This window comes from Pseudomonas sp. CP-1 (genome assembly GCF_021213715.1).
Lineage (GTDB): Bacteria > Pseudomonadota > Gammaproteobacteria > Pseudomonadales > Pseudomonadaceae > Pseudomonas > Pseudomonas aeruginosa.
Genome location: NZ_JAJQKY010000046.1, coordinates 1 through 4757 on the forward strand (window position 1 = coordinate 1; position 4757 = coordinate 4757).

General features: G+C 69.2%; 2 protein-coding genes and 1 pseudogene. All 3 read right to left on the reverse strand.

Annotated features, from left to right (window positions below):
- Positions 1 to 1337: TolC family protein (locus LT948_RS32880; RefSeq protein ID WP_033983612.1), on the reverse strand; the 1337-nt coding region annotated here is incomplete at its 3' end.
- Positions 1337 to 3596 (reverse strand): annotated as a pseudogene (locus tag LT948_RS32885) (peptidase domain-containing ABC transporter). The pseudogene LT948_RS32885 and the gene LT948_RS32880, both read right to left, overlap by 1 nt.
- Before the next feature lie 9 nt (positions 3597 to 3605).
- Positions 3606 to 4757 (reverse strand): HlyD family secretion protein (locus LT948_RS32890; RefSeq protein WP_216663947.1); only part of this gene is annotated, 1152 nt, incomplete at its 5' end.

Consider the following 4757-nt stretch of genomic DNA (forward strand, 5'->3'; position numbering starts at 1 on the left):
CGGATGTGCTGGTCCTCGGCGCTGGCGTAGGCGGTCAGGGCGTTGAGCAGCTCGATCATGCTGCCGACCCCTGAGCGGTAGCGGCCCTGCACCACCTCCAGGCTTTGCCGCGACTGTTCGACCAGTTCGCGGGTGCGCGCCAGGCTGCGGGTCTCGACGCTGAGCGACTGGTAGTTGCTCCACACCTCCAGCGAAACCTGCTGCTCGGTGTCGGCCAGCTCCGCTTCGCTGGCTTCGCGGCGGGCCAGGGCGTTGCGGACCTGGTAGGTGCGTTCGAAGCCTTCGAACAACGGGATGTTCAGTTGCAGGCCGATGCTGCGGTCGCGTTCGCGGGTATCGCCGTTGAACGCCATCGCCTGGTCGCTATGGCTGCGTGCCAGGTTGGCGCTCAGCGCCAGGCTCGGCCGGCCGGCGGCGCGGCTTTCCTCCACCGAGGCGGCGGCGGCTTTCAGCCGCGCCTGGGCGGCGAGCAGCGCCGGATGCTCGCGGCGGGCTTCGGCGAGCATCTCGTCGATGGCCTTGACGAAGCCGGTGTCGGGTTGCGCCTCCAGCTCGCCGGAGAGGCGCAGCGGGGTATCCGGCGCCAGGCCCATGCGCAGGGCGATGACGCCGAGGGCGTTGCTCAGGGCGCCTTCGTCGCGGACCTGGGCGAGGCTCGCCTGGGACAGCGCGGTCTGTGCCTGCAGGCGATCGGAAAGGGCGGCGGCGCCGGCCCGGTACTTGGCGTCGGCGGCTTCCAGGTTCTGCGCCGCCAGCTCCGCGACCTGCCGCGAGGCGGCCAGGCTGCGCTGGGCGGCGAGGGCGTCGTAGTAGGCCTGGGCGGCGAGGGCGAAGGTGTTCTGCAGGGTCGCGTCCTGGCTGGCGTTGGCCGCCAGCAGCAACTGCTGGGCGTTGCGCAGGGCGGCGCTGCGGCGGCCGAAGTCGAACAGCACCCAGCTCAATTGGAGGCTGGCGCCGCGCCGGTGGCGATGGCCGTCGCCGGAGAGGTAGGGGGCATCGCGATAATCCATGTCGCTGTAGCCGCGACTGGCGTCGAGACGGCCGTCCAGGCGCGGCAGGTAGGCGGACTTGCCGATCCCGACCTGGGCCGCTTGGGCCTTGGCATTGGCCCAGGCGAGGCGGGTCTGCGGGTCGTGGCAGAGGATCCGCTCGATGGCTTCCTCCAGGCTCAGCTCGGTCGGTGGCGGCCCGCCGCGGCAGGGCAAACCGCTGCCGCCGAGGTCGTAGACCGCCTGGCCGGCGACCTGGCCGGCGGTGCCGAACACGTCCGGCTCGTAGGCGGCGGCGCCGGGAACCAGGCCGAGCAGGCCGCACAACAGGCCGGCGAGGGCACGCATCAGGCCTGCTCCCGCGCCGCGGCGGCCTGGCGTTCGGCCAGGCACGCGGTGCTTTCGTCGAGGCTTACCTTGCCCTGGCCGAGGACTATCACGCGGTCCGCCGAGGCGATGGTCTCGGGCCGATGGGCGACCATGATGCGGGTGATGCGCAGCGCGCGAATGGCGGCGTTGACCCGCTGTTCGCAGTGTACGTCGAGGTGGCTGGTGGCTTCGTCGAGGAACAGGATGCGCGGCTTCTTGTACAGCGCCCGGGCCAGCATCACCCGCTGCTTCTGGCCGCCGGAGAGCACCGTGCCCATGTCGCCGACCAGGGTGTTGTAGCCCATCGGCATGGCCTGGATGTCATCGTGGATGGCAGCCATCTGCGCGCACTGCAGCAGCCAGGGCATGTCCGGCTGCGGGTCGAAGAAACTGATGTTGTCGCTGAGCGAACCGGCGAACAGCACGTCGTCCTGCAGCACCGTACCGACCAGTTCGCGCAGGCCGTCCAGGCCCAGTTGCGCAAGGTCCAGGCCGGCCATGCGGATCTGTCCCTCCACTGGCGGGAGGATGCCCAGCAGGACGTTGAACAGAGTGCTCTTGCCGCAGCCCGAGGGGCCGACGATGGCCACCGACTCGCCGCCGGCGATGCGCAGGTCGAGGCCGTCGAGGACCCAGGGCTCCTGTTCCGCGTAGCGGTAGCGCAAGCCCTGGATCTCGATGCTCGCCTCGCGCTCGCGGAGGTTCTCCGGGAGGATGTCGCCGTGGCTGACCTCCGGGGCCNTGTTCCGCGTAGCGGTAGCGCAAGCCCTGGATCTCGATGCTCGCCTCGCGCTCGCGGAGGTTCTCCGGGAGGATGTCGCCGTGGCTGACCTCCGGGGCCTGGAGGACGATGTCGGCCAGGCGCTCGCCCTGCAACTGGAGCATGCGCAGCTCGAAGAACTTGTCGATCAGGCTGCCGACGCGGCTGTCGAACTGCGACTTGTAGGCGTTGAAGGCCATCAGGATGCCGACGCTGAACTGGCCGTCCATCACCATGGTCGCGCCGAGCCAGATCACCAGCAGGTTCTCCACGCCGAACAGCAGGCCGTTGAGCTGCTGGTAGAACAGTTGCAGCTTCTGCGTACGCAGGCCGGCGTTGATCTGTTCCACCAGCAGGCCGAGCCATACCGAGCGGCGCTCGTCCTGGCGCTGGAACAGCTTCAGCGGGCGGATGCCGCGCACCGTCTCGAGGAAGTGGCTCTGCTGCCGCGCGGCGTGGACGATCTGCTCCTCGGTGGCGTTGCGCAACGGCCGGTACCAGATCCAGCGGCCGAGGGCGTAGAGGCTCATGGCGGCGATGGCGATGGCCGCCAGCGGCGGACTGTAGAGCAGCATCATGCCGAGGGTGGCGACGGTCATCAGGCCGTCCAGCACCGCCGAGAGGAAGGCCGCGGTGAGGGTCTGCTGGATGCTGTTCACCGCGCCGAAGCGCGACACCACGTCGCCCAGGTGGCGCTTCTCGAAATACTGCGCGGGCAGCCGCAGCAGGTGGCTGAAGACGTTGGCCTGCCACTGCACGCCGAGCAGGGTGCTCATGTGCATCATCACCCAGGCGCGCACCCCGCTGACCGCCTGCTGCATCAGCAGCAACAGGCCGAAGCCGATGGCCAGGGTGCTGAGCAGGTCACGGTCTTCGCTGACGATGACGTTGTCGATGGTCCATTGCAGGAAGAACGGACTGATCAGCGAGAACACTTCCAGCGCGCCGGCGAGCAGCAGCACCTGGGCCAGCGAGCGGTACAGCCCGGTGACCTTGCCGAGCATGCCCAGCAGCTTGATCCGCGGCGGCGCCTCCTGTTTCTCGAAGCCGCTCTCCGGCCAGAGTTCCAGGGCTACCCCGGTGAAGCTCCGCGAGACTTCCTCCAGGCCCAGCCGGCGCTGGCCGTGGGCGGGGTCGTGGAGCACCGCGCCGCGCCCGTCGACCGCCTTGAGCACGACGAAGTGGTTGAAGTTCCAGTGCAGCACGCAGGGCAGCTTGAGCTTGCCGAGGTCGCCGAGGTCGAGCTTCACCGCGCGGGTGCCCAGGCCGAGGCGGTGGGCGGTCTGGATCAGTTGCTTGAGGGAGATGCCCTTGAGCGATACGGAGAAGCGCCGGCGCAGTTCCATCAGGCCGGTATGGTGGCCGTGGTAGCCGGCGATCATCGCCAGGCAGGCCAGGCCGCATTCGGTGGCTTCGGTCTGCAGCACCAGCGGCAGGCGGCGGCCCAGGCGCAGGGCGAGAGCGTCGAGAAAGGCCATGGGTCGTTCCTAGAGTTTGCCGGTCAGGCTGTAGAGCGGTTCCAGCACCCATTCGTAGAGGCGCCGGGTGTCCTGGAGGATGTCGGCGTCCAGCAGCATGCCGCTCTGCAGCGGACGCGGCTGGCCGTAGGCGGTCACCGCCTGGTCGTCGAGGGTTACCCGCAGCCGGTACAGCTGCTCGCCATCCTGGCCGAGCCCCGGTACGCCGCCGACCATGCTGGAAAGCTCGGCATAGGAGACGCTGGCGCGGGAGATCGACTGCACCTTGCCGTGGTACTGGCCGAACTTCTGGTACGGATAGGCCTGGTAGCGGATCAGCACCGCGTCGCCCGGCCGGATGAAACCGATGGACTTGCTCGGCGCGTAGAGTTCGGCCTGCAACGGGGTGTCGGCGGGAACGATGCTCAGCAGCGGACGCGAGCTGTCGACGGTCTGCCCGGCTTCGGCGAGCACGGCGGTGGCGATGCCGCTCTCCGGCGCGGTGACCAGCAAGGTGCGCTTGGCTTCGCTTTCGGCCAGGTCCTGCTCCACCGTGCTGAGCTGGCGGCGGGTTTCCGCGAGCTGGTTGGCCTGGCGCGCGGAAAGCCCGGCGAGTTCGTTGCGGCGCTCGGTCAACTGCTGCCGCAGCGACGTGCGTTCGCGCTCCAGGCCTTGCAGGGTCTGGCGCTGGCCGAGCAGCTCGGCCTGGCGCTGCTGCAACTGGTCCATGGAGATGTAGCCCTTGTCCATCAGCCCCTGGTAGCGCGCGGCGGCGTCGCTGGCCAGCGCCAGCAGGCGTTGCTGGCTGTCGGTTTGGGCGGCGAGGGTGGTCAGTTCGCGCTGCAGGCTGGCGACCTTGCTGGTCAGGCTGTCGCGCTCGTCGTCTTGCAGGCGGCGAAGCTTTTCCAGTTCGTCGCGCAGGGAGTCGCGGCGTTGTTCCAGGCGCCTGCTGATACCGGCCTGCACCGGGCCGGCATCGCTGCCGTAGCGTTCGCTGGAAAGCACCATCAGGCGCTCGCCACGTCGTACCGCCTGGCCTTCCTGGACGAACTTGCGCAGCACGATGCCGGCCTGCGGCGCGTGCACCTTGACCTGGCCGCTGGCGGGAACCAATTGGCCGCTGACGGTGCTGCGCTTGGTGTAGCTGCCGAACAGGAAGAAGCCCACCACCAGCAGCGCCAT